At 66.7% G+C, this 21,784-nt stretch carries 16 protein-coding genes and 2 pseudogenes; 9 read left to right on the top strand and 9 right to left on the bottom strand.

Translation table 11 applies throughout. From position 1 onward, the window contains the following. Positions 1 to 40: 40 nt before the first annotated feature. The gene (gene fabG / locus V5G24_RS08145; protein WP_394084748.1) at positions 41 to 796 is read left to right on the top strand and encodes a 3-oxoacyl-ACP reductase FabG; all 756 of its coding nucleotides are present in this window, start codon (positions 41 to 43) and stop codon (positions 794 to 796) included. A 352-nt stretch (positions 797 to 1,148) separates the two neighbouring features. Here the strand turns inward: fabG and V5G24_RS08140 are convergent, their stop codons facing one another. From V5G24_RS08140 to paoA, 5 genes and pseudogenes are all read right to left on the bottom strand, one after another. Then, on the bottom strand, positions 1,149 to 2,390 hold the full coding sequence (locus V5G24_RS08140; RefSeq protein ID WP_394084747.1) for a tyrosine-type recombinase/integrase: 1,242 nt from the start codon (positions 2,388 to 2,390) through the stop codon (positions 1,149 to 1,151). A gap of 255 nt (positions 2,391 to 2,645) precedes the next feature. Then, positions 2,646 to 3,672, bottom strand: a pseudogene (locus V5G24_RS08135) (IS3 family transposase). A gap of 237 nt (positions 3,673 to 3,909) precedes the next feature. Then, positions 3,910 to 6,108, bottom strand: a complete 2,199-nt coding sequence (gene paoC, locus V5G24_RS08130; protein ID WP_394084746.1) for an aldehyde oxidoreductase molybdenum-binding subunit PaoC — start codon at positions 6,106 to 6,108, stop codon at positions 3,910 to 3,912. A 4-nt stretch (positions 6,109 to 6,112) separates the two neighbouring features. Next, positions 6,113 to 7,063: an FAD binding domain-containing protein gene (locus tag V5G24_RS08125; RefSeq protein WP_394084745.1), complete on the bottom strand. Its 951-nt coding sequence runs from the start codon at positions 7,061 to 7,063 to the stop codon at positions 6,113 to 6,115. Then, entirely contained in the window at positions 7,060 to 7,704 is a 645-nt protein-coding gene (gene paoA / locus V5G24_RS08120; RefSeq protein WP_394084744.1) for an aldehyde dehydrogenase iron-sulfur subunit PaoA, read from the bottom strand. The genes V5G24_RS08125 and paoA overlap by 4 nt, the downstream gene beginning before the upstream one ends. 413 nt (positions 7,705 to 8,117) lie before the next feature. Between paoA and V5G24_RS08115 the strand changes: the two genes are divergently transcribed. The 5 genes from V5G24_RS08115 to V5G24_RS08095 all read left to right on the top strand — a co-directional run bounded on the left by V5G24_RS08115 (position 8,118) and on the right by V5G24_RS08095 (position 12,413). After that, a complete protein-coding gene (locus tag V5G24_RS08115) occupies positions 8,118 to 8,612 on the top strand; it encodes a DUF305 domain-containing protein (protein WP_394084743.1) in 495 nt (164 codons plus the stop codon). 10 nt (positions 8,613 to 8,622) lie between these two features. Beyond that, positions 8,623 to 10,083, top strand: a complete 1,461-nt coding sequence (locus tag V5G24_RS08110) for a YncE family protein (protein WP_394084742.1) — start codon at positions 8,623 to 8,625, stop codon at positions 10,081 to 10,083. An 81-nt stretch (positions 10,084 to 10,164) separates the two neighbouring features. Next, a complete protein-coding gene (locus tag V5G24_RS08105) occupies positions 10,165 to 10,683 on the top strand; it encodes an RNA polymerase sigma factor (protein ID WP_394084741.1) in 519 nt (172 codons plus the stop codon). Further along, entirely contained in the window at positions 10,680 to 11,459 is a 780-nt protein-coding gene (locus tag V5G24_RS08100) for an anti-sigma factor family protein (protein ID WP_394084740.1), read from the top strand. The genes V5G24_RS08105 and V5G24_RS08100 overlap by 4 nt, the downstream gene beginning before the upstream one ends. A gap of 255 nt (positions 11,460 to 11,714) precedes the next feature. Continuing rightward, positions 11,715 to 12,413 carry a glutathione S-transferase family protein gene (locus V5G24_RS08095; protein ID WP_394084739.1) on the top strand — a complete coding sequence of 233 codons (699 nt, stop codon included), beginning with the start codon at positions 11,715 to 11,717 and terminating at the stop codon, positions 12,411 to 12,413. Between the two features lie 57 nt (positions 12,414 to 12,470). On the opposite strand, the gene V5G24_RS08090 is transcribed toward V5G24_RS08095, so the two are convergent. Then, complete coding sequence (locus V5G24_RS08090) at positions 12,471 to 13,778, bottom strand: ATP-binding protein (RefSeq protein ID WP_394084738.1); 1,308 nt, start codon at positions 13,776 to 13,778, stop codon at positions 12,471 to 12,473. Continuing rightward, entirely contained in the window at positions 13,775 to 14,437 is a 663-nt protein-coding gene (locus V5G24_RS08085) for a response regulator (protein WP_394084737.1), read from the bottom strand. The genes V5G24_RS08090 and V5G24_RS08085 overlap by 4 nt, the downstream gene beginning before the upstream one ends. A 76-nt stretch (positions 14,438 to 14,513) precedes the next feature. Between V5G24_RS08085 and dsbD the strand changes: the two genes are divergently transcribed. From dsbD to V5G24_RS08070, 3 genes and pseudogenes are all read left to right on the top strand, one after another. After that, a complete protein-coding gene (dsbD, locus tag V5G24_RS08080; RefSeq protein ID WP_394084736.1) occupies positions 14,514 to 16,475 on the top strand; it encodes a protein-disulfide reductase DsbD in 1,962 nt (653 codons plus the stop codon). A gap of 26 nt (positions 16,476 to 16,501) precedes the next feature. Then, on the top strand, positions 16,502 to 17,134 hold the full coding sequence (locus V5G24_RS08075; RefSeq protein ID WP_394084735.1) for a DsbA family protein: 633 nt from the start codon (positions 16,502 to 16,504) through the stop codon (positions 17,132 to 17,134). Between the two features lie 113 nt (positions 17,135 to 17,247). Next, positions 17,248 to 17,904: pseudogene (locus tag V5G24_RS08070) on the top strand (L,D-transpeptidase); the annotation flags it as partial. Positions 17,905 to 18,005: 101 nt separating this feature from the next. Here the strand turns inward: V5G24_RS08070 and V5G24_RS08065 are convergent. Beyond that, positions 18,006 to 20,096 (bottom strand): c-type cytochrome, encoded by a 2,091-nt coding sequence (locus tag V5G24_RS08065; RefSeq protein WP_394084734.1) that lies wholly within the window; start codon positions 20,094 to 20,096, stop codon positions 18,006 to 18,008. Positions 20,097 to 20,777: 681 nt separating this feature from the next. Beyond that, the gene (locus V5G24_RS08060; protein ID WP_394084733.1) at positions 20,778 to 21,689 is read right to left on the bottom strand and encodes a LysR family transcriptional regulator; all 912 of its coding nucleotides are present in this window, start codon (positions 21,687 to 21,689) and stop codon (positions 20,778 to 20,780) included. Positions 21,690 to 21,784 lie beyond the last annotated feature (95 nt).

Genomic DNA, 21,784 nt, shown 5'->3' with positions numbered 1-21,784 from the left:
CACGTGCGCCGTTCCCGCCCTGCAACGGGAGAGTAGAGAGATGCGAGTTGAGGAACGTGCCGCCTTGGTCACCGGGGCTGGCTCTGGCATAGGTGCGGCGATCGCCCGTCGCTTGGCCGGAAACGGGGCGAGGGTCGCCATCGTCGACCGCGACGGGGCCGCCGCTGAAGCTGCCGCGGAGGCCATTTGCGCTGATGGCGGTACCGCGTTCGCGGTCGCCGCCGATGCCACCGAGGCGGGTGAGGTGGAGCGTGCCGTGGCGCATGTGCACGAGCGGTTCGGCAGCCTCGACATCCTGGTCAACAATGTCGGCATCGTACGCGATAATTATCTGACCCGAATGCCGGAGGAGGATTGGGATGCGGTGCTCACCGTCAATCTCAAATCCTATTTCCTGTGTAGCAAGGCGGCCGCCGGCAGGATGATGGCGCAGCGACGCGGCCGGGTGGTGAACGTGTCCTCGCGCGCGTGGCTCGGCAATCCCGGACAGGCCAATTACTCCGCTGCCAAGGCCGGGATCGTCGGGCTCACCCGTTCCATGGCCATCGAATTGGGCAAGTTCGACATCACGGTCAACTGCGTGGCGCCCGGATTCATCGATACGCCTCTGACGCGGGCCCTGAAGCCAGAGGTGTGGGAGCGCATGGTAAAGGCCCAGCCCATCGCCCGCATCGGCACCGCCGAGGAGGTTGCCTATGCCGTGCAATTCTTCGCGTCCGACGAGGCGTTCTACATGAACGGCCAGGTGCTCTATGTCTGCGGCGGCAAGTCTCTCGGCGCCTTCGGCAGCGCCTGAGCGGGAGGCTGAGCCGCCAAACCCCTCGGGCTTGGCCGCCACGAAACGCTGCGCGCCTCTAGCAGGTCGGGCTAAAGGCAAGCGCCGAGGCGAAACCTCGAAAAGGTGGCGTCCCGCAGTATCCAATCTTATCAACGGCGACCCGAGCTGGACCCTGCCCAAGATCAACCCTCTCGGCGGCGGCTCCTGATTGGCGCACCTCACGGACCCGACGAACATCGCAGTGGAACGTGGAGTACACTCAGATATGCATCTCGGATCGGTCGTCCGATCGCGGTGCTTTGGCCCACGGGCGAGGTGACGAGGCCGATCCTCGCCGGGCCGCTGGAACCCGATCGATCTCCGGTGTCCCTCATGGCGCGCAGAACATCGACCATGCGTCCATGAGCTCCCGCCTCAGCTCAAGAACATCCGTTCGACGATAGGCCCGTTCCACGGCTGAACCGACGGAATGACCCATGGCTTCTTCGATGATCGCGTTGCGGAAGTTGCCGGCCTCCTCCGCCCACACGCGAAACGTCGCCCTGAAACCATGCGGCACGATCAGCCGGTCCTGATCGGGATCGATCCAGCGCTCCTCGTGCGGCGCAACGTTGTTCATGCGTCGGATAACCGTGGCCATTGCCATGTTCGACAGGGGGCGGCCCGACGACTGACCCGGAAACACATAGTCGGAGGTTCGAAGCTGGCGCATTTCCTGAATGATCTCGATCACGCGCGGAGCCAGCGGCACGCGGAAGGGGTCTTTTCGATGGATTCGATCTTTGAGCTTCGCGGGCGGGATCGACCAAACGGCGCCGACCAGGTCTAATTCCCGCCACTCCGCCCTCAATGCGGTGTCCGTTCTCACGTTCGTCAGGATTAAAAATTCCAGAGCCCGTGCAGCCGCTGCATCGCGCGCCCGCAAAGCCTGCACGAAGGATTTCATTCTCGGGTACGGCAGCGATGGATGCCGCCCTCGGGAGAGCTCCTTGGGTCGCGAGAAGCCCTGCGCCTTCAAGTCGACCCAGTTGGCAGGGTTCTCCAGCATCTGAATATTGTGCTTGGCCTTCAGCACCACCCGGGCGCGATCAAACACCCGGCGGATCGCTGGATGGAGCTTCCGTGCGACTTCCGGCTTTGCCTCCCACACCGACTTCAGGACCTCGGCCACGTCCAGAGTGGTGATCTCATGCACCGGCCGGTCGAGAAGCGGTCCGCAGAACACCGGGCCGAGATGGCGGGACCATTGATACTGTACCTTGGCATTCGTTGATTGGGCTTGGGCGTCGGCGATTACCAGCGCCGCGATATCCGCGAAGGTTGGCAGGCGGACAAGAGCCACTTCCCTCTGCCGCTCCACCTCGCGGCGCGCTTCGATGGGGTCTCTGCCCTCCGCCACCAGCTTGCGCGCTTCGAAAGCCGCATTCCGCGCCTCAGCAAGGGACACATCGGGATAGGTCCCCAATCCCATCTCGCGCGCTCGTCCCGCCACCATGAAGCGGAAGATCCATTTCTTGGCCCCCGAAGCGGAGACGACAAGCTGGAGTCCATCCCCATCCCCGAATTTTCCCGCACCTGCCTTCCGAACCTTCAGGTCTGTCAATTGCCCCATATGATCCCCTCGCCCACAATACAGCCCACAAATCGGCCCACAAAATGGAGCTGGATTGTAGCGAATAGACACGGACGAACAAGGACGACGGCTATAGAATATCGTTTGTTTTCAAATACATTTTCCGACACCGGCGGCCAAATATGAACCTTAGTCTGGTGCCCTCTTGCGGCGCCATTTCCTCATTTCAGACCGTTGACCTGAGACCCATTTCTCCTCCGGTCTGAGAGAGAGTCCTGGGTTTCATTTCTGGCCTCAGGCGGCCTGTTTTTCCAGCGAAGATTTGAGGGCGAACTCGGCTGGCGTCATGTTGCCGAGGGCCAAGTGCGGTCGGTGGCGGTTGTAGTCCTCCTTCCATGAGGTGATGGCGCTGCGGGCATCAGTGAGCGTCGAGAACTGCGTGTCGTTGAGATATTCGTCCCGGAAGCGCCCGTTGAAGCTCTCGACGAAGGCGTTCTGCGTCGGCTTGCCGGCGGCGATGTAATGTCACGCTACGCCGGTCTCTTGGCACCAGCGCAGGATCGCCATCGAGGTGAACTCGGTACCGTTGTCGGAAACGATCGCATCCGGGCGGCCGCGCAGGCGGATGATGCCATCCAGTTCGCGAGCCACGCCCAAGCCCGCGAGCGAGGTATCGGCGACGGGCGCCGGGCACTCGCGTGTGTAGTCGTCGACGATGGCGAGCACCCTGAAGCGGCGCCCCTCAGTGATCGTGTCGGAGAGGAAATCGAGGCTCCAGCCCGATCAGGCATGAGCATGGGTCTGCGCGTGCCCAGTGCCCGTTTGCGGCCGCCGCATCGGCGCACCTGCAACTTCTCCTCGCGATAGAGACGCCGCAGCTTCTTCTGGTTCATCTCGATGCCCTGGCGGTCCAGCATGATGTGATCCTGCGATAGCCGAACCGCCGGCGTTCCGTCGCCACGGTCTTCATCGCTTCGCGCAACAAGGCATCGTCGGGACGGGTGCTCGTGTAGCGCACCGTCGAGCGGTCGATCTTCAAGGCCAGGCACGCCCGACGCTGGCTCACTGCCTGCACCGTGCAGGCATGAGCCACCGCCTTCCGCTTCGCATCGGGCGTCACCATTTTTTTTGCGGCGACATCCTTCAGGATCGCGTTGTCGAGCATCTGCTCGGCCAGCAGCTTCTTGAGGCGAGCATTCTCGTTCTCGAGGGTATTCAGCCGACGCGCATCCGATACGACCATCCCGCCATACTTCGCCTTGAACTTGTAGAAGGTCGCCGAGGAGATGCCGTGCTTGCGGCAGACGTCAGCCGTTACCATTCCGGCCGCCCGCCGGCCGATGATCTGCTTCTGTATTCGGTCCGGTTTCGTCAAACCCGATGATGGCACGTCGCGGGTTCTTTGCTTCCGTCCGTGGTCGAGGATCGCCACATGATGGTGTTCGATGGAATGACCGGTTCAAACTCTTCTGCGTGCTCGGCCGCGTCAGCGGCTGCGACGACAGATCATGCGAGGTTTCCCATCTGCTCCATCACAACTCGCGCCAGGCCAGCGCTTTCAGCTGAGGTCGGGAAGCCGTTCGAGATGTTTGTCCAAGGTGATGGGATAGTCGCGCACCCTGACGCCCGTGGCGTTGTAGATGGCATTGGCGATGGCAGCCGCGACGCCGCAGATGCCAAGCTCCCCCACCCCCTTGGCCTTCATCGGTGAGGACATGGGGTCGGTCTCGTCGAGGAAGATCACGTCCTGGTGCGGGATGTCCGCGTGAACCGGCACCTCGTAGCCGGCGAGATCATGATTGACGAAGAAGCCACGACGTTTGTCGATCTTCAAATCCTCCATCAGCGCCGCTCCCACCCCCATGGTCATGGCACCGATGACCTGGCTGCGGGCGGTCTTGGGATTAAGGATGCGCCCGGCGGCACACACGGCCAGCATGCGGCGCACGCGCACTTCGCCGGTCACCACGTCCACGCCCACTTCCACAAAGTGACCGCCGAAGGTGGACTGCTGGTATTTTTCGCTGAGGTCGCCATATTCCATCGTATCCTCACCGGAAAGCCCGTCCTCACCCGCCGCCTCTGTCAGGGGAACGCTGCGATTGCCCAGGCGCACATCGCCATTGGCGAACACCGCATCGGCGGAATTGAAACCAAGCTTCTGGGCGACCGCTTCGCGCAACTTCACGCACGCGGCATAGACGCCGGCGGTGGAACTGTTGCCGCCCCATTGGCCGCCCGATCCGGCCGATACGGGGAAGCTGGAATCGCCGAGGCGCACGCGCACCTTTTCCAGCGGCACGCCCATCATCTCGGCGGCGGTCTGAGCGATCACGGTATAGCTCCCGGTGCCGATGTCGGTCATATCGGTCTCGACCGTGAGCATGCCTTTGTTGTCGAGGCGCACCCGCGCCCCGGACTTCATCACAAGGTTATTGCGGAAGGCGGCGGCCATTCCCATGCCGATCAGCCAGTCGCCGTCGCGCACGCTTCCAGGCTGCGCGGCGCGCGCGCTCCAGCCGAACTTCTCGGCGCCCTGCCGCAGGCACTCCACAAGGCGACGCTGAGAGAATGGCCTTTCGGGGTGCTCCGGGTCCACCTGCGTATCGTTGGCGATACGAAACGCGATGGGATCCATGCCGAGCTTTTCCGCCATCTCGTCCATGGCGATCTCGAGTGCCATCAGGCCCGGGGCCTCGCCCGGCGCGCGCATGGCGTTGCCTTCCGGCAAATCGAGCACCGCGAGGCGCAGCGCCGTCATGCGGTTCTCCCCGGCATAGAGCAGGCGCGTCTGCTGCACGGCAAGTTCAGGCCCGCCGCCCGGCAAATCGCCGGACCAGCTTTCATGACCGATGGCGGTGATCCTTCCGTCCTGCCCGGCGCCGATGCGGATGCGCTGGATGGTGGCGGGGCGATGGGTGGTGTTGTTGAACATCAACGGCCGGGAAAGCGCCACCTTCACCGGCCGGCGCGCCGCGCGGGCGCCAAGGGCGGCCATGAGCGCATCCGCCCGCAGAAACAGCTTTCCGCCGAAGCCGCCGCCGATGAAGGGCGACACAAGGCGCACGTTCTGCTTTGGAATGCCAAGGGTCTTCGCCATGTCGTCGACGCCCCAGGCAATCATCTGGTTGGAGGTCCAGAGCGTCAGCTTGTCGCCCGTCCAGGCGGCCAGGGTGGCGTGCGGCTCCATCATCGCATGGGCCTGGTCGGGCGTGCTGTAGGTCTCATCGAGCGTCATGGGCGCGGCGGCGAACGCGGCCGTGAAATCGCCCCGCTTGCTGTCCGCCTGGGTATCCGTCGGCGGGGTCGCACCCTTGCGCGCATCCGAAAGGTCGAACGCGCCGTCGGCCTCCACGTAATCGACGCGAATAAGCTGCGCCGCCGCCCGCGCCTGTTCGAAACTTTCCGCCACCACCACCGCGACCGCTTGGTGATAATGCTCGATGTCTGGACCGCCCAGCAGCTTTGCGGTGTTCTTAATGCCCTTATCCAACCTGCCGGCATTCTCAGCCGTGACGATGGCGATCACGCCGGGCGCGGCCTTGGCGCGCGACAGGTCCATGGAGGCGATCCGCCCCTTTGCGATGGCGGCACCCAACACATAGCCATAGGCCGCGTTCGCCAGTCCTTCGTGGTGCTCATAAGCGTAGGGCGCCGTGCCGGTGGTCTTCAGCGGCCCGTCGATGCGATCGAGCGGGTGGCCCACGACCTTGAGCTGGTCGATGGGATTGGTGGTTGCGGGCGTATCGAATTTCATGGGATCAACCCTTCGCCTCGGCAAGCGCGCTGGCCAGCGCGCGTCGGACCAATGGCAGCTTGAATGCGTTGTCGCTGGTAGGCTTGGCGTCTGCGAGCAGCCGCTCGGCCACCGCCTTGGCACCGCGGGGCATCTGTGCCTCCGCCGCTTCCACCCGCCATGGCTTGTGCGCCACGCCCCCGAGAGCCACGTGGCCCGTTCCGTCCCGCTGGACGATGGCGGCCACGGAGACGAGCGCAAACGCATAAGAGGCCCGGTCGCGCACCTTTCGATAGATGTGCGTCCCGCCGATCGGCTTCGGCAGCGTCACGGCGGTGATGAGTTCGCCCGCTTCCAGAACCGTCTCCTTATCCGGCGTATCGCCGGGAAGGCGGTGGAAATCGGCGATGGCGATGCTGCGCGGGGTGCCGTCCGCTTTCACCGTTTCCACGGTGGCGTCGAGCGCGCGCATGGCCACCGCCATGTCACTGGGATGGACGGCGATGCAGGCTTCGCTTGCACCCAGCACGGCGTGCTGGCGGCTGAACCCGCCGATCGCCGCGCAGCCGCTGCCGGGCTGACGTTTATTGCAGGGCATATTGGTGTCGTAGAAATAAGGGCAACGGGTGCGCTGGAGCAGATTGCCGGCCGTGGTCGCCTTGTTCCGCAACTGGCCCGAGGCACCTGCCAGCAGCGCCCGCGACAGGACGCCGTAATCGCGGCGCACGCGGGCGTCCGCGGCGAGATCCGTGTTTCGGACCAAAGCGCCGATGCGCAGGCCGCCGTCGCTGGTCGGCTCGATCTTGTCGAGCCCTAGACCGTTGACATCGATGAGGTGGGCCGGCGTTTCGATTTCCAGCTTCATGAGGTCAAGCAGGTTCGTCCCGCCGGCAATGAACTTCGCGTCCGGGACGCGCGCCGCGGCGGCGACGGCTTCGGCTGGAGATGCCGCCCGCTCATAGGTGAAGGACTTCATGCCTGCCTCCCGGCCACTTCGCTGATGGCATCAAGGATGTTCGAATAGGCGCCGCACCGGCAGATGTTGCCGCTCATGCGCTCGCGCATCTCCGCGGCCGTGACGTCAGGGGCAGCGGTCAGGTCGGCGCTGACGTGGCTTGGAATGCCGGCCTTGATCTCTCCCAGCATCGCAACGGCGGAGCAGATCTGCCCTGGTGTGCAATAGCCGCACTGATAGCCGTCGTGTTTCACGAAGGCGGCCTGCATGGGGTGGAGGTTTTCCGGCGTCCCCAGCCCCTCGATGGTGGTGACGTGGTTCCCTTCGTGCATCACCGCGAGCGTCAGGCATGAATTGATGCGCCTGCCATCCACCATCACCGTGCAGGCGCCGCACTGCCCGTGGTCGCAGCCCTTCTTCGTGCCGGTGAGGTGCAGATGCTCGCGCAGCGCATCCAGCAATGTGGTGCGATTGTCGAGTTCGAGATGCCGGGGAACACCGTTCACCTCGAACGAAACTTTTGAGTTCACGGAGTTCATGGAATTTCCGCCAGCTTGCGCGCGTGCTGCCGATGGCGTGGTGGAAGCGGTCACCGTCACGGACAGCGCGGTTCCGATCAGCAACGCACGCCGGGTGACTTCCAGGTTGCATGGAGTCTGCACTGGATCACTCCCTCATAAGGACGTGGGCCACAGACGCAGCCGCCTGTGAGCCTGTTGTCCCGGTTCAACGTGCGCTGCAGCGGTCAGATCCAGACGGGCACTTCACGATTCAGTTGATCAGGCACTCAGCCGAAACGTCGGATCGCCACCGACGGGCGCCCCATGTGCATGTCGAAGGCATTGCTGCGCCTCGCCACCGCTCCGGCAGAGGCACCCTTATTGCGAAGCCTCGGCCGTGGCCCCCATTGCCTGCGCAACTGGACCTTCAACGTCCGTAGCGATCTTCCCACCGGCTTGCATTGCCTCGCCCGGGTCTGGTGGCAGGAGGGAAAAAATCTCCCGCGAGCCGGGAATAATCGCCCCCCCGCGAAGTCCAACCTTCAAGGCGCCGTCGCGCCGGAGGAAGAGAGCCCATGCGACAACGACACCTCGCCTGCGCTGGCGCGCTGCTCGCACTATGCCTTGCTGGCAGCGCGGCCAGAGCGCACGACCAAAGCCATGGTGCCGGCACGGCTTCCGCCACCAGCGGTGAAACGCCGTTTCTCACCGAGAACGCCGCCGCCATGGACAAGATGATGGCGGACATGGAGGTGAAGCCCACCGGCGATATCGACGCCGACTTTACGGCGATGATGATCCCGCATCATCAGGGCGCGATCGACATGGCGGTGGCCTATCTGCGCTACGGGCAGAACCCGCTGCTGCGCCGCCTCGCACAGGAGATCGTGGTCGAGCAGCAACAGGAGATCGCCGCGATGCGGCTTGCGCTCGGCCAGCCGCTGCCGCCTTCCGCGCCGGCGCCGACCGAGCCCGATGCCGCGCCCCTATCCGACCATTCCACACAATCCCACAGCACGATGTCTGCCGGCAGCATGCCGATGCCGGCCAGCTCGATGCCAATGAAGTAGGAACGAACTGATGAAGCATCCTCTCCTCACCGGTCTGCTTGCGAGCGCCATGCTCTCCTGTGCCCTGCCCGCATTCGCCGGGCAGGCGCCGTTCGCAGCCTCGACCCCCGACATCCCGCTGAGCAGCCGCGACCGCGTCTATGCCGCCGAGCAATTCTCCAACACCATTTCCGTGACCAATCCCGCCACCAACACGCTGGTCGGCGTCATTCGGCTGGGCGAGCCGCAGCCGGTGAACTTCAGCCCGCTCTACAAGGGGCAGGTGCTGGTGCACGGCATGGGCTTCTCGCCGGATCGCAAGACCATCGCGGTGGTGTCGATCGGCTCGAATTCGGTGACCTTCATCGACACCGCGACCAATGCGGTGAAGCACACCACCTATGTCGGCCGCTCGCCGCACGAGGCGTTCTTCACGCCCGACGGCAAGGAAGTCTGGGTGACCGTGCGGGGCGAGGATTACGTCGCCGTCCTGGACGGGACGACCTATGAGGAGAAGACCCGCATCAAGGTGCCGAACGGCCCGGGCATGCAGATCTTCTCACCCGACGGCAAATACGGCTATGTCTGCTCCTCCTTCATGCCCGAGACCGTGGTGATCTCGGTCGCCGACCATATGATCGTCGGCCATGTGAAGCAGGAGAGCCCGTTCTGCCCGAACATCGCGGCGACGCCCGACGGCAAGCAGGTCTGGTTCACGCTGAAGGACATCGGCAAGACGCAGGTGTTCAACGCCCGGCCGCCGTTCGAGATCATCAAGACGCTCGACACCGGCCCGATTACCAATCACGTCAATTTCGCCCACAACGCCAATGGCACCTTCGCCTATGTGACCATCGGCGGGCTGAACCAGGTGAAGGTATTCCGTACCGACGACTTTTCTCAGGTGGCGACCATCCCGGTCGGCAATCTGCCGCACGGCATCTGGCCGTCGGGCGACGGATCGCGCATCTATGTCGGCCTGGAGAACGCCGACGCGCTGGCCGGCATCGACACGCTGACCAACAAGGTGGTTGCGACCATCCCGATCGGCCAGGCGCCGCAGGCGGTGACCTACGTGCCCGGCGCGGTGCCGGAGGGGGATGGCACGCAGAACCTTCAGCCGCTCGGCGTGGCGGGGCAGAGCGCGCATCTCACCCTCAGGCAGGATGGAGCTAAGGGAGAGGGCAAGGCCCCGACCAGCGTCTCGCTGTTCGATCAGGGGCTGATCCAGATCCTGCAGGCCTCCGTCACCGGGTTGGCGCCGAAAAAGCCTTACGTGCTCGCGCTGGCGAGCGAGGCGGATGGCAAAGGCAAGCTGGAGCCTCTTTCCGCCTTCATGACCAACCCGGCAGGGTCGGCCATCGTCAATGCCGCCGGTCCGATCCGCCAGATTGTGCAGAACGATGCGAAGGCGCAGCGACGGTATCTCGTCATCGCCGAAGGCTCGAGCGCACAGCCCGGAGCCGTGGTGCAGCGCCAGACGAGCGACTGACGGGCATGCCGCGCGCGAGGAGGGCGGACCCTCTTGCAACGGCCCGCCTTCTCGCCGAAAGGAGACTGCATGGACCAAGACATGGTGCGCCTCATCGAGCCGCTCATTCCCGCGCTTCGGCGCTATGCCCGCGCGCTGATGCGCGAGCGGGCGGCGGCGGACGATCTGGTGCAGGATTGCCTGGAGCGTGCCATCAGCCGCTGGCATCAGCGGCGTCACGAGAACGATGCGCGTGCGTGGATCTTCACGATCCTGCACAATCTCGCCATGACGCGGCTGCGCCGCGCGGCGCAGCGGCCGGTCCATGTCGCCCTTGACGATGTCGATGCGGCGCACCTGTCGCACGCCGCATCGCAGGAAGATGGGCTGCGCCACCGCGATCTGCTCGCAGCGCTGGCTCAGTTGCCGGACGAGCAGCGCACCGTGCTACTGCTCGTCACCGTCGAGCAACTCTCCTATGCCGAGACCGCGCAGGTGCTCGAAGTGCCGATCGGCACCGTGATGTCGCGGCTGTCTCGTGCCCGCGAGCGCCTTGTCAGGCTGATGTCGGCCGAACCGCGCGCGGCCCTCTCGCCGCCCTATCTCCGGAGCGTGAAATGAGCTCTCGCCCCATCACCGAAGACGACCTCAACGGCCTTTTAGACGGCACGCTCGATCCCCACCGCCATGCGGAAGTCAGCGCCTATCTCGACGCTCACCCGGATGTCGCGCGGCGCATCACGCTGTATGGCGAACAACGCGACATGCTGCGCTCCGCCTTCGCGCCGGTGATCGAGGAGCCGGTCCCGTCCGAACTCAGCCTCTTACGCATGATCGAGGACCGCCGCCGCGCGCGGCCGACACCGCGCTGGGCGATCGCCGCAGCGGCCGTGCTGCTGGTCTGCGCCGGCGGCCTCGGCGGATGGTCCCTGCGCGGCATGGGTCTACCCGCGGCGGCGGGCGTGCAGGCGCTCGCGCGTGAAGCGACAACGAGCTTTTCCGTCTATGCGCCGGACGACATCCACCCGGTCGAGGTCCGCGCCGAAGAGCGAGACGCGCTCCAACGATGGACGACAATACGCATCGGCCGTCCGGTCGCCATTCCCGATCTGACGGCGGCGGGTTACCGCTTCATGGGAGGGCGCGTCGTTGCCACGGAACACGGGCCGGCCGCCATGTACATGTATGACGACGACAGGGGAACGCGGCTCGTGATGCTCGTTCGTCCCATGCAGGCGGACCCTAAAGCGCCGATGGTTCTGCATGTGCAGGGCAATGTGAACAGCTTCAGCTGGGCCGACAATGGCCTTGGCTACAGTTTGGCCGGCGCCGCCCCGGCGGACAGGCTCCACCCCCTGGCGAATGAAGCGCGCCGCCAGGTCCGTGAAGAGGCCTGAGACGGGCAGCGATGCCGCGCGCTGATCCGAGAGCGCGATCCTGGTTGCGGACCGCATTGGCGGCGCGCCCGCGTCAAGGCGCGCCGGGAGTCTGGGCAGCCGAGGCTAAGAGGTGACGATCGCGCGGGCGGCGGCTATATTTCAAGGGGTGCAGCACCACGCGGTTGGCGCAAGATCCGCGCTGCTTTGATGTCCACCTGCCAGAATTCCCGGCCTCCGTTCCCCCACTCGCCACCAAGTTCCGCGGATCATGTCATGCTGTCCCTCTTCTCCTATCCCGAACTCTTTGGCGTCGCAGACAATAACGGATACGGACTCAAGGTCTTTGCCTATCTCAAGCTCGCCGGCATTCCGTTCGAGCATCGGCACGTCTTCGACGCCTCGGCCGCACCCCGCAACCAGCTTCCCTACATCACGGACGGCGACGAGAACATCGGCGACAGCGACGCCATCATCGCCCATGTCGCACGCAAGCATGGCCCGGATCTCGATGCGGACCTGAGCCCGGCGCAGCGGCACCTTGGCGTGATGCTGCGGCGAACGCTCGACGACCTTTATTGGGTGATGTCCTATTCCCGGTGGAAGGACGACGCGTTCTGGCCCGCCTTCTGCGCAGCCTTGCGCGCCCAGCATCCCGCGCTGACCGAGGCGGATCTTGAAAAAGCCCGCAGCTTCAATGCCAACCGCTATTATTTTCAAGGCATCGGCCGCTTCGCGCCGCACGAGGCCTATGCGCGGGGCCTTGCCGATCTCGCGGCCATCGCGGCGCTGGTGCCGGAGCAGGGCTTTGTGTTCGGGGCGCGTCCCGGCAGCGCGGATGCCGCCATTTATGGATTCATCGCCAATATTCTTTTCTATCCCATCGCGACGCCGCTGCGCGCCTTCGTCGTTGACCATCCGACGCTGGTGCGCCATTGCGAGGACATCCACGCCCTGATCGCGCGCGCCGCATGATGTCTTGCGAGCGCGCGGCCCGCCGCGAGCGCCACGACGCCTGATCCCGCCGGCGCGTCAGGACCACATCAGCGCCGCCCGGAGGCCTGGGCGTGCTTCCCGGTTCTCAAGTTCTATGCGCGCACCCAGCCGCCTGGCCGCCATGCTCGCGATGGTCAGGCCGAGCCCGCTGCCGGACGCGCTCTTGTTGCGCCCTCGAAAGAAACGCTCGGTGACGCGCGGCAATTCCTCCTCGGGAATGCCCGGTCCCTCGTCCTCCACGCACAACCCGTTCGGCAGGCGCCTCCAGATGATCGAGCCGCCCTCCGGCATATGTTCGATGGCGTTTTCGTGGAGGTTGCGCAGCACGAGGTGGAGCGTTTCGCGGTCTCCCTTCAGGCGGAGCGCGTCGAGCGCGGGATCGAGGCTGACGCCGATGCGCGCGGGGACCGCCGAGAGCTGCGCCACCTCCCGCAGCAGGGCACCGGCCTCCACCTCCGCCTTAAGCGCAAGGGGCGCGGAAGCTTCAAGCTTCGCCAGCGCCAGGAGCTGGCGCACGAGGCGCGCGGTTCGGTCCACGGACACCAGGATGCGCCGCAACGCGCCGTCGCGCGTCGCCGCATCCCCGGCCGCGAGGGCGATCTGCGCTTGGGTCTTCAGGCCCGCGAGCGGCGTGCGCAGTTCATGGGCCGCGAAGGCGGTCACGTCCCGCTCGTGCCGGCGGGCGGCTTCCACCTTGGCGAACAGGCCGTTGATGGCATCGATGAGCGGGCGGACCTCCGCCGGCGCCTCAGCCGGCGCAAGGGGGCGCATGTCTTCCGCGTCGCGGGCCGTGAGGTCGCGCGCCACCGCGTTGAGCGGCTTCAACCCGCGCCAGAGGCTCATCCAGATCAGCACGCCGAGCAGGGGCACCACGAGGAAGAGCGGCGCGAGCAGGCCCGCCACCAGGTCGCGCACCAGCCGGTCGCGCAGGCCGATGCGGTCGCCCACCATGACGCGGACGCCCTTTTCCGTGTCGAGGATGGTGTAGACGCGCCACGGTTCGCCATTGACCGTGCGCTCGGAATAGCCCTCGGCCGGGTCCCCGAGCGCCTCCTCGGGCGCGCCGCCGGACCGGGCGACGAGCCGGCCGTCGAGCGACCAGATCTGGCACGACAGCTGCCGCTCATAGGTGGTTCCGGGCACCTCTGCCGCCAGCGGCGTCGCGGCGATATTGCCGCCGGCCACCAGCGAGTGGACCATGCGGGCGGCCTCCTGGAGGCGGGCGTCGAGCACGTGTTCCAGTTCGCTGCGGCTGGAGAGATAGATCCAGCCCACCGCGCACAGCCAGATCGCACCGGTGGCGGCGATGAGGATCAGGAACAGGCGGCGCCTCAAGGAAGTCACGCCGGCCTCCGCACACGATAGCCGAGGCCGCGCACGGTCTCTATGAACTGGCGCCCCACCTTGACGCGCAGATTGTGGATGTGGACCTCGACCGTATTGCTTTCCACCTCCTCCTGCCAGCCATAGAGGCGCTCCTCGATCTCCGCCTTGGAGCGGATCACGCCCGGCCGCTCCATCAGCGCGGCGAGCACCGCGAATTCGCGGCGCGAAAGGCCCACCGGACGCCCCTCGACGGTGGCGGAGAGGGTCGCGGGGTCGAGCACCAGGCCGCCGGCCTTGAGCACCGGGCCGGCGCGCCCCTGCCCCCGGCGGGCGATGGCCCGGACCCGCGCCGCCAGTTCATCGAGGTCGAAGGGCTTGCCGAGATAATCGTCGGCCCCGGCATCGAGCCCGCGCACGCGGTCGGGCGCCTCGTCGAGGGCGGTCAGCAGCAGAACGGGCGTGGCATCGTCCCGCGCCCGCATGGCCGCAAGCAGGTCCAGGCCCGAGCCGTCGGGCAGCATCAGGTCGAGTACCACGGCGTCGAACCGGCTCGCCGCGAGGGCGGCGCGCGCGTCGGCGCAGGTGGCGACATCGTCCACCGTCGCCCCGGCAAGGCCAAGGCCCACCTTCAGCCCGTCCATCAGGATCGGATCGTCCTCGACCACCAATATGCGCATGCCCCGGCCTCCTCCGCCCCGACTTTCTACCCCGAGCTTAAGGCTGGCTTAAGGTGAGCGTTCGAGGGAGCGCGCCATGGTCACGAGACTCCTTCCCCGCGCCGCCGCGCCGCCTTTCACGGTCCTGATCGCAGTGCTGCTGGCGCTTGCCGCAACGACGTTCGCGTCCGCCCAGACCCGGCCGCTGATGGCGGACGAGGCCTTTCACCTCACCGCCACGCGCGCGGCGGACGGCACCTTATCGCTGCTCTGGCGCATCGCGCCCGGCACCTATCTCTACCGCGACAGCCTGAAGGCGCGGATCGACGGCGCCGCGGTCTCCCTCACCACCGCCGCCGGCGAGGAAAAAGACGATCCCAATTTCGGGCCGGTGGAAATCTATCATGGCCATGCCGAGGCGCGCGCGGCCGGCCTGCCGGCACGGGGCGAGGTCTCAGTGTCCTTCCAGGGCTGCGCCGAAGCGGGCATCTGCTATCCAATGGTCACGCGCCTGGTGGATCTCGCGACGCTGGCCATCGCCGCGCCACCGCCCACGGGAATGGACGCTGCCGCCGCATCGTCGGCGGAAGAGCAACCGGCCACGGCTGCCCCGGTGGCCGCATCCCGCATCAAGGAGCGCTTAGCGCTTATGCCGCCCTCCGGCGCGACCGCGCACGCTGCCGGAATCACAGATAGCGGAACCACTGGCACCGGCGCCAAGGCTGCGGGCACGAACGGCACAGGAACCGACGGCATCGGCGCGAAGGACGCCGGGACGGCGGCAGAAGAGACGGCGGGCTCCATCCTGGGGGGCGGGCTCGGCGCGCCGCTGGTGGCGTTCTTCGGCTTCGGCCTGCTGCTCGCCTTCACGCCCTGTGTGTTTCCCATGCTGCCCGTACTGTCCGGCATCCTCGCCGGTGGCGGCGCGAAGCCGACGCCGCTGCGCGGCTTCGCGCTCTCCGGCACCTATGGTCTCGCCATGGCGGCCGCCTATGGTGTTCTCGGGCTGGTCGCCGCCTGGTCGGGCGCGAACCTCCAGGCCGCGTTGCAGACGCCGTGGGCGCTGGGGCTGATGGCGATGCTCTTTCTGGGGCTCGCCGCCTCCATGTTCGGCCTGTTCGAATTGGCAGTTCCGGCGGGGCTCGCGGCACGGCTCGGACGCGGCGCGGGCGGCTCGATCGGCCAAGCGGCGACGCTCGGCTTCGGCTCGGCCCTGGTGGTGGGTCCGTGCGTGACGCCGCCGCTCGCCGGGGCCATGCTCTATGCGGCCCAGACCGGCGATGCGGCACGCGGCGGCGCGGCGCTGTTTCTGCTCGGGCTCGGCATGAGCGTGCCGCTGATCGCGGTCGGCACCTTCGGCGCGCAGATCCTGCCGCGCTCTGGGCCATGGCTGGAGCGGGCGAAGCAGGCGTGCGGCGTGCTGTTCCTCGCCGTCGCCGCCCTGCTCGCCGGGCGTGTGCTTCCCGCGCCCATGGGCGTGGCGCTCTGGGGGGCGCTGGCCCTCGGGCTCGGCGTATTCCTCGGCGGGTTCGACCGGATGGCGCGGCGCAGCCCGCCGACGGCCCGCCTCGGCAAGGCGGCGGGGCTCCTCGCCGCGCTCTATGGCGCCGTGCTCGTGGTCGGCGCCGCCGGCGGCGCGGACGATCCCCTGCGCCCGCTCGGCTTCCTCGCCGCACCGCCGGGTCCGGTTGCGACGGCGGCGGAAGAGGTGCGCGTCTCCTCGCCCGCCGCCCTCGACGCCGCCTTTGCCGAGACGCGGACCTCGGGCCGGCCGGTGCTGGTTTCCTTCACCGCCGGCTGGTGCACGGTCTGCAAGTCCAACGAGGCGGTGATGACCGAACCGGAGGTGCGGCAGCGCCTGGCGCAGGTGCCGCGCATCGCCGCCGACGTCACCAATTATGGCGCGGGCGAGCAAGCGCTCATGTCCCGCTATTCCGTCGTCGGCCCACCCACCTTGTTCCTCCTGGATGCCGCGGGACGCGAAGTTCCCGGATCCCGGCACATCGGCGCGATCACCCGCGCCGATCTCGACGGCCTCATGGCGAAGGCCGGCCTGTGACCCTCACCCCATCGACCGGAGATTTCATGCGACGCAGGGACTTCATCCGCCTCGCGGCGGTATCCTTCCTTCCCCCTGCCCTCGTGCTGGCGGCCGGACGGCCGGCCCTCGCCCAGGGCGTGGACGTGGACGCCATTCTGCGCGATCCCGATGCGCCCACGGCCGGCAATCCGCAGGGCGACGTCACCATCGTTGCGTTCCTCGACTATAATTGCCCGTTCTGCAAGAAATCGGCCCCCGATCTCGCCCGGATCGTCGCCGAGGATGGGCATATCCGCCTCGTCTACAAGGATTGGCCGATTCTCACGGAAGCCTCGGTCTATGGCGCGAAACTGGCGCTCGCGGCCAGGTTCCAGGAGAAATACGAGTTGGTCCATGCGGCCCTGATGGGCATTCCCGGACGCAAGATTCCGCAAGAGCAGATGCTCCAGGCGGTGAAGGCGTCCGGTGTGGACATGGGCCGCCTGGAGATGGACGCGCAGCTCCACGGGGCCGAGATCGTCGCTTTGCTCAAGCGCACCAATGCGCAGGCGGAATCCCTCGGGCTCCAGGGCACGCCGGCCTATCTGGTCGGCCCCCTGCTGGCCTCGACGCTCGATTATGCCAGCTTCAAGCGGGCGGTGGCGGAAGCCCGGCGGCGGCAGGCAGCCGAGCAATGACACGCGACCGACGTGTGGCGCGCGACCCACTTGTGGCGCGCGAAAGACTTGTGGTGCGGGACGGATCCACGGTGCGCGGCGGAATTGAAAGCCGCCCGGAGCCAACCGCTCGCATCGCCCGTCGTCCCGTCCGCGCGCTGGCGTGCGCGCTCCTGCTGCCGCTGGCGCTCGGCGCCTGCGTCGCCGCGTCGAACCAACCGGCCCCCGCCGCGCAGGCGCCGCGCATCGCGCCGGCCGATGCGGCACGCTATGGCGCGCTGGAGGATGGGGGGTTCCACATTCCCGGCGTCGACCCCACCGAGATGAAGCCCCGCAACGTGCGCCAGCTGGTGGAGAACCCCACCAGCCAGCCGCCCGGCACCCTTGTGGTGGATCCCAAGAACCGCTTCCTCTACCTGGTGCAGGAGAACGGCAAGGCGCTGCGCTATGGCGTCGGCGTCGGGCGGGCGGGCCTGGAATTCTCCGGCACCGCCGCCATCGGCTACAAGCGGGAATGGCCGAGCTGGCGGCCCACCGACACGATGATCGCCCGCGAGCCGGCCAGATACCAGCCCTGGGCGGGCGGCATGGCGGGCGGCGAGACCAATCCGCTGGGCGCCCGCGCGCTCTATCTCTTCAAGGATGGGAAGGACACGCTCTACCGCATCCACGGCACCAACGAGCCGTGGTCCATCGGCGAGGCGGTGTCGTCCGGCTGCATCCGCATGATGAACCAGGACATCATCGACCTTCATCGCCGCGTTCCCGACGGAGCCAAGGTGGTGGTTCTACCCGGCTGAGATTCCCGCCCGTGCATCGTCCCGTGACGGGCGGGATATGCGGACGCCCGGGTCCTGCGCGGCCCGGGCGTTCGTTGCTTTCGTGGAAAAGATCAGTAGCGGGCGTCGGCCGGCTTCTTGTCCTTCGGCCAGTCGTTTACCTTGGGCGCGAAATCCGGGCGCGGCATGTGGCTGAAATACTCGGCCACGTCCACCGCCTCCTGATCGGAAAGGCCGCCCTGGCCCAGCGGGAAGCGCTGGTGAAAGCCCACCGGCATATTGCGCTTCACGAACGCCGCCGCCGTATAGGTGCGCGCCATGCCGGCTCCGATGTTGAAGGACAAGTCGCCCCATAGCGGCGGATAGACGAACGTGCCGCTCGCATTCTTCAGGCCTTCGCCGTTCTGGCCGTGACACACCGCGCATTGCGCGGTGTAGATGCGCGCGCCGTTCTCCGGATCGGGCTTGATCCTGGTGTCGATCTTGCCCACCCCCCGGCCCTCGACCTTGTCTTCCGGCCTGGTCGCGCCCTTCATCCAGTTGAAATAAGCGACCATCGCCTGCATGTCGGCGCCATCGGTGGCGAGCGGCTTGCCGTTCATGGAGCGCAGGAAGCAGCCGTTGATGCGGTCTTCCAGCGTGATCATCCGGCCGGCGCGCGGGGCGTAGCTCGGGAACATGGCCGAGACGCCGACATAAGGCGAGCCATCCGCCACCGTGCCGCCGTTGAGGTGACAGCTGGCGCAATTGAGCACATTGCCCACGTTCTTCGGCAGCAAGGTGTGGGTCTCGGTGTTGAGGCGCATGCCGCGGACCAGCTGGCCGGCGTTCGGCTCCGACAGCAGGTTGGCGATGCGCGGGGTCTCGAACCGGGAGGTGTCAAGCTGCGGATCGAGGGTGGCGCGCGCCGCCTTGACCTGCTCCGCCGACACGGGTGCAGCGGCATTGCCCCAGTTCGAGCGCACGAACGAGAGGATTTCGGCGATCTCCTGGTCGTCGAGGCGTGCGAAGCCGGGCATGGTGAAGACGCGGGGATGGGTCTGCGTCTCCGCCGTCTTCCAGCCGGTCAGGGTGATATGCACCAGGGTCGAGGAATCCTTCGCCGCCACCGTGGGATTCCCCGCGAGCGGCGGAAACACCTTGGCGACGCCGGCGCCATCGAGACGATGGCAGTCCGCGCAGAACTGCGCATAGGCAAGCCCGCCGCGCGTGGTGAACATAGGCTCGGGCACGGTGTCGTCACCCTTCGGCGGCAGGTCCTTGTAGGGGTGATCCGACGGCAGGGACTTCAAATAGGTCGCGATGGCGACGAGATCGCCTTCGGTAAAATTCTGCGTGGAATTGTGGATCACCTCGGTCATGGAGCCCGAGACCGTGGCGAAGCGGTTTTGTCCGGTCTTCAGCAACTCCACCGTATCGGGGACGGTCCATAGGTTGCGCAGATTGATGGCGTTCCATTCCTCCACCTTCGCACCGGAGACGAACGCGGCCCCGCTCGCGCCCCGCTCCGACATGGCGACCTCCTGGAAGCCGATGCCGCGCGGTGTGTGGCAGGCGCCGCAATGGCCGAGACCCTGCACCAGATAGGCGCCGCGATTCCACATCTCGTCCCTGTCCGCGTCGGCGACGAAGGGGTGGGTGTCGAGGAACACGAGGTTCCAGAACGCCAGCGACCAGCGCTGGTTGAACGGGAAGCCGATTTCCGACGGCTTGTTGGCGCTCACCACCGGCGCCACACCCTTCATCAGATAGACGTAGAGGGCGAACATGTCGTCCGGCGAGATCTTGGCGTAGGACGGATACGGCATCGCCGGATACATATGCGCGCCTTCGGCGGTCACGCCCTTGCGCATGGCGCGGTCGAAGGCGCCGAAGCTGTAGCCGCCGATTCCCGTCTTGGCGTCGGGCGTGATGTTGGTGGAATAGAGGACGCCGAAGGGCGTTTCCAGCGGTCGCCCGCCGGCCATCGAAGGGCCTCCGCCTTCGGTGTGGCAAGCGACGCAATCGCCGAGTTCGGCCATGTAGCGGCCGCGCGCGATCAGCGCCGGGTCCGCCGCCTCCGGGAGCGTGTGCCCGGCATCATCCACGCGCGGCGGGGTCACGACCCACCAAAAGATCCCCGCGCCCAATAGGGCGGCGACCGCCGCCAGCGCGCCCCATCTCTTCCATCCCGGTCGACGCCGGGCCGAAATAATATCGTTCATCGAACGACCTCCTGCTGCGCGAGGCAGTTCGATGAGCGCGCGCGATCACGATCGCAGACGCGCCCCTCGGCGCCCCTGCGTCCCGTCGCGGCAGCTCGTCCTGCTGCCTCCGTGGCTCGTCCCGCGCGGAGACCCTAGGCGGGTCATGTTGCGGTGCATTGAGGCAACGCAACTGTAGAATGCTGGAATGGCAGCCGACCCACGCTCTCATATTTCTCGAGAAGCGATACCGGCTGGGACCGCGCTTACGGCGATCAGGGCCTGCTCGGCCCGGTCGAGCGCCAGGAACTATTTGCTGGCGGGCCTGGGTGCCGGTTTCGACTATGCGCTCGGCCGGAACTTTACCGTGAGCCTTGTGGTCGGCATTGCGCTTACTGATGCCGTCTACACGCGAACCGGAGATGCCAAAGCGCAAGCGCGAGTCTGTGGGAGCTACTGAGCGCATCCGCCAAGCCTGGGCCAAATCCGGCCGCCTCGGATAGGGCGTCGTGCGGTGGGCCTTAGCCGGTTCAATCTGAACAATCATTCGCCGCCGCGCCAGGAGCCTGATGGCCTCCCGAAAGATCGGCGCCGGTCCGAGCCGCCGGCGTCGCGGACACGAAGGGGTCCCCGGCACGTCGGGCAAACCGTTCTCACCGATGGCCCGCACCGATGTTGGTCAGGACATCGCACCACGAGCAGTCAAATGGTTCCTGTGTCCTGCGCGATCTCCCGCACGTAGTCCAGAAAGGCCCGGACCTTCGCCGGGGGAAGGTGGCGCGAGGGGTGGTAGGCGTAGAGCGGATAAAGCTCCTCCGACCATTCCGGCAAGACAGGTACGAGGTCACCTGCTGACAGAAAGGGCGCGAGACCCACCGCGACGCTCTGGAAAATCCCCTGGCCCGCCACGCAGGCGGAGACCGCGACCGAAGGATCGTCCAGCACCAGTCGGCTGGCGACCTTGACCTCGACGCGCTCTGCGTCGCGATGGAATTCCCAGGGAAACGGCAGGCCGGTCTGAGGATCGCGAAACAGCAGCGCCTCGTGATGGACAAGGTCGTGCGGGGACCGCGGCACCCCATGTCGCTCCAGATAGGCGGGGGCGGCCACTGTCACCACGCGGGTCTCCAGCAGCTTGCGGGCGATCAGCGATGAACTGTCCGGCGGACCGAAGCGCACCGCCACGTCGAAGCCCGCCATCATCTCCTCGCGGTAGTTGCTGGTGGAAAAATCCACCGACAGCAGCGGATAGCGCCGCAGAAACTCCTGAAGCCGCGAGGCGAGGACCGTTCGCGCGAACCACGGGTCCACCGACACGCGCAGACGTCCGCGTACGACCGCCGCGGCGCCGGCGGCCTCGGCAGCGGCCTCGTCGAGGCCGGCGAGCAGCGGCATCACCTGCGCATGGAAGCGCCGCCCCTCTTCCGTCAAGCTGACTTCACGCGGGTTGCGATCGAACAGCCGCACGCCCACCCGCGCCTCCAGCCGCGCGACGGCCCGGCTCACCCCGGAAGGCGTGAGGCCCAGCATCTCGGCGGCGCGCGCAAAATTGCCGGTTTCGGTGACGGCAGCCATCACGCCTACGCCCGTCAGCAATCGCGTGTCGAACACCATGCGCGCGCGCTCCGCCTTCAGGTCAGCAGTGAACCGGAGTCAACGTAGCACTGATACTAATGCGCGGGAATCACGCCACGGCACCACATACAACC

Source organism: Roseixanthobacter finlandensis (assembly GCF_043195105.2).
Taxonomy (GTDB): Bacteria; Pseudomonadota; Alphaproteobacteria; order Rhizobiales; family Xanthobacteraceae; genus NCEH01.
Note: the sequence above shows the minus strand (reverse complement) of the source record. Positions and strands in the feature narration are given on the sequence as shown.

Bases quoted from the DNA above. Each gene is read 5' to 3' on its own strand.
- fabG (WP_394084748.1), top strand. From the start codon at position 41: ATGCGAGTTGAGGAACGTGCCGCCTTGGTCACCGGGGCTGGCTCTGGC.
- V5G24_RS08140 (WP_394084747.1), bottom strand. From the start codon at position 2,390: ATGGGGCAATTGACAGACCTGAAGGTTCGGAAGGCAGGTGCGGGAAAA.
- paoC (WP_394084746.1), bottom strand. From the start codon at position 6,108: ATGAAATTCGATACGCCCGCAACCACCAATCCCATCGACCAGCTCAAG.
- V5G24_RS08125 (WP_394084745.1), bottom strand. From the start codon at position 7,063: ATGAAGTCCTTCACCTATGAGCGGGCGGCATCTCCAGCCGAAGCCGTC.
- V5G24_RS08115 (WP_394084743.1), top strand. From the start codon at position 8,118: ATGCGACAACGACACCTCGCCTGCGCTGGCGCGCTGCTCGCACTATGC.
- V5G24_RS08110 (WP_394084742.1), top strand. From the start codon at position 8,623: ATGAAGCATCCTCTCCTCACCGGTCTGCTTGCGAGCGCCATGCTCTCC.
- V5G24_RS08105 (WP_394084741.1), top strand. From the start codon at position 10,165: ATGGTGCGCCTCATCGAGCCGCTCATTCCCGCGCTTCGGCGCTATGCC.
- V5G24_RS08100 (WP_394084740.1), top strand. From the start codon at position 10,680: ATGAGCTCTCGCCCCATCACCGAAGACGACCTCAACGGCCTTTTAGAC.
- V5G24_RS08095 (WP_394084739.1), top strand. From the start codon at position 11,715: ATGCTGTCCCTCTTCTCCTATCCCGAACTCTTTGGCGTCGCAGACAAT.
- V5G24_RS08085 (WP_394084737.1), bottom strand. From the start codon at position 14,437: ATGCGCATATTGGTGGTCGAGGACGATCCGATCCTGATGGACGGGCTG.
- dsbD (WP_394084736.1), top strand. From the start codon at position 14,514: ATGGTCACGAGACTCCTTCCCCGCGCCGCCGCGCCGCCTTTCACGGTC.
- V5G24_RS08075 (WP_394084735.1), top strand. From the start codon at position 16,502: ATGCGACGCAGGGACTTCATCCGCCTCGCGGCGGTATCCTTCCTTCCC.
- V5G24_RS08065 (WP_394084734.1), bottom strand. From the start codon at position 20,096: ATGAACGATATTATTTCGGCCCGGCGTCGACCGGGATGGAAGAGATGG.
- V5G24_RS08060 (WP_394084733.1), bottom strand. From the start codon at position 21,689: ATGGTGTTCGACACGCGATTGCTGACGGGCGTAGGCGTGATGGCTGCC.